Source organism: Bradyrhizobium sp. PRIMUS42 (assembly GCF_023006515.1).
In the GTDB taxonomy this organism is placed as follows: Bacteria; Pseudomonadota; Alphaproteobacteria; order Rhizobiales; family Xanthobacteraceae; genus Bradyrhizobium.
Window position 1 is genome coordinate 1 of the sequence record NZ_JALBGZ010000825.1, and the last position, 2,534, is coordinate 2,534.

At 63.3% G+C, this 2,534-nt stretch carries 2 protein-coding genes; one reads left to right on the forward strand and one right to left on the reverse strand.

The window, feature by feature from the left end; all coding sequences use genetic code 11:
* Positions 1 to 172: 172 nt before the first annotated feature.
* Complete coding sequence (locus tag MOV75_RS34235; protein WP_246924417.1) at positions 173 to 949, reverse strand: mechanosensitive ion channel family protein; 777 nt, start codon at positions 947 to 949, stop codon at positions 173 to 175.
* A 904-nt stretch (positions 950 to 1,853) separates the two neighbouring features.
* Here MOV75_RS34235 and MOV75_RS34240 point away from each other — a divergent pair.
* A partial coding sequence (locus tag MOV75_RS34240) for a c-type cytochrome (RefSeq protein WP_309486992.1) occupies positions 1,854 to 2,534 on the forward strand: 681 nt, incomplete at its 3' end.

Consider the following 2,534-nt stretch of genomic DNA (forward strand, 5'->3'; position numbering starts at 1 on the left):
TCACCCGCTCGCCGCGCCGGCACGCGGTGAAGCGCAGGCCGCCGCGCTCGCCGCGGGGCTAAACCGAAAGCCGTTGTTCGTAGGGCAGATTAGCGAGGCGTAATCCGCCACGTCTGTCGCCGCGGAGAGAGACTTGGCGGATTACGCCTTCGGCTAATCCGCCCTGCGCGGCTCATGCGGCCGCCAATAACGCGCTGGCATGATCCAGCACACGCTGCTTCACTGCGTCGGCATCGCACGGCTTCACCTTTGCGCTCACGGTCAACTCCACGACCGGCGCTGCAGGATCGGCGGCGATCACCTTCGACACATTGACCGACGGCGCCGCGTGATCGTCGACGCGTGGGTCCTGACGCAGCTCCTTCAGGATTTGATCCGCCAGCGCATTGACCGATCCGGCCCTGACCGGAAACGCGACCTTGATCTCGCCCGGGCCGGAATAGGCGCTGTGGTTGACGATGGCCGCGCCCCACACCTGCCCGTTCGGCAAGAGGATCTGCGTGTTGTCGGGCGCGACCAGCTCGGTCATGAACAAGGACAGTGACCTCACCTTCCCCGCCTTGCCGGCCACCTCGACGTCATCACCGATATGAAAGGGCCGGAACAGCAGCAGCATCACGCCGGCGGCGAGATTGGAGAGCGTGCCTTGAAGCGCCAGGCCAATGGCGAGGGATGTCGCGCCCAGCACGGCGACAAGGCTCGCGGTCTGGATGCCGAAGAGCTGGAGCACGGCGATGCCGACCACCGCGAGCACACCGTAGCGCGCAAGACTGCCTACGAACAGGGTCACTAGCGGGTCGACGCGGTGCGTGACGCTCAGCAGGCGGGTGACGAAACGCTGCATGGCGCCGGACAGATACCAGCCGATCGCAAGCAACAGGATCGCGTAGATCGCGTTCAGGCCATACAGGACGAGCGAGGCCTTCAGCGTGTCGAAATTGATGGTCATGGCGGCTCCAGCCCGGACAATCCGGAGAGAACTCGCAGCGGTGCGAAATGATCCCTGAGGTGGTCGAGGGAACACGGCACGAAACACTTCGTAGGGTGGATTAGCGAAGCGTAATCCACCGCTTCTGTCTCCACATCGGCAGACGCGGTGGATTACGCCTTCGGCTAATCCACCCTACGCACCTACAAGCCCTTGCGTTGCCCGACGGGCAAAACATCCAATTGGCTGGTCAATCTGCGCAAGCGAAAATATTCGCCTTTACAGAATTTCTGATTTGTCGCAGTGTCCCGCCACCTCATCCCCAGTCAGAGGGGCGTATCGCGATCGTCACGAAACGCGGGATGAGCCGTGGTGGACGCTGGCAGCACCGGCGCGAGAGGCATCGCAGGGCGGGCAACCGTGAGCGAGGAGCCTTCGCGCACACGACCGGTGCAATCAGCGTACGGCAAAACCGTGTCGTCCTGACGCCCGGGGTCTGTGCGTCAAGTCTTGCGGTGATGCGGCGGCCCGACCGGGTGCGCGCGTCAGCGATCTGCAAGGCGACGGGGGCAATAGTGCATCGCTCCCCGGGGAGAGCTCGGCATAAGCCATCAAACCACTGCGCAGGGAAGGCCGGTTGTTTGGCTTCACCTGTATGCCGCTGTGCAGCCTCTTGTAGCGCAACCTTCGCACAGTGGACCGCGGGTGCCCAGCCGGCATCCGGTCTTCCCTGCACCCTCTGACAAAAGAGGGTGACATGACCGCGCAAGACTCGGGCAGGACCTGTCGCGAGACTGCTGCGTTATGCTCGGTTTTCAAGAAGCACGCAAGTTTTGTCGAATTCGATCGTGATCGCACATGCGAACACCGCGACCAAACGTCATCACGCGTGGCCGGTCTTGCGCAGGACCATATTGGCGCAATAATGCTCCGCTACGTTGTGATCCGGAATCAACCGATCCCGTTTTTGGAGGTGACGAGAGTGTTCGCTCGCACCATTGCTCTGGCCGTCGCCATTGCCACCTTGGCCGCGTTTGATGCGGTTGCACAAACGGCCAACCAGCCGCCGGACACAATGGCGGCACGGGTCGAGGCCTGCACGCCCTGTCACGGCAACCAAGGCGAAGGCACCAACGACGTCTATTTCCCGCGGCTTGCCGGCAAGCCGGCCGGCTATCTCTACAACCAGCTCCTTGCCTTCAAGAATGGCCGGCGAAAGTATCCGCCGATGAACTATTTGCTGGAATTCCTGCCCGATCCGTATTTGCAGCAGATGGCCGACTATTTTGCGGATCAGCATCCACCACTGCCCCCCGTGGCAGCCAGCGATGCAAGCAAGGAAGTGCTGCAGCACGGCCAGTCGCTGGTGTCGCGCGGCGATCCGCAGCGACAGATTCCGGCGTGCGGAAGCTGCCATGGCCCCGCCCTGACCGGAATGGAGCCGGGAATTCCCGGCCTGCTCGGACTGCGCCCGAACTACATCAGCGCGCAGCTGGGAGCGTGGCGTTATGGTACGCGCACCGCGAAAGCGCCGGACTGCATGCAGCAGGTCGCGGCCCGGCTGACTGAGGACGACGTGACGGCGGTCGCGGCGTGGCTCGCGAGC

Coding starts and splice junctions, on each gene's coding strand:
- MOV75_RS34235 (WP_246924417.1), bottom strand. CDS start 949: ATGACCATCAATTTCGACACGCTGAAGGCCTCGCTCGTCCTGTATGGC.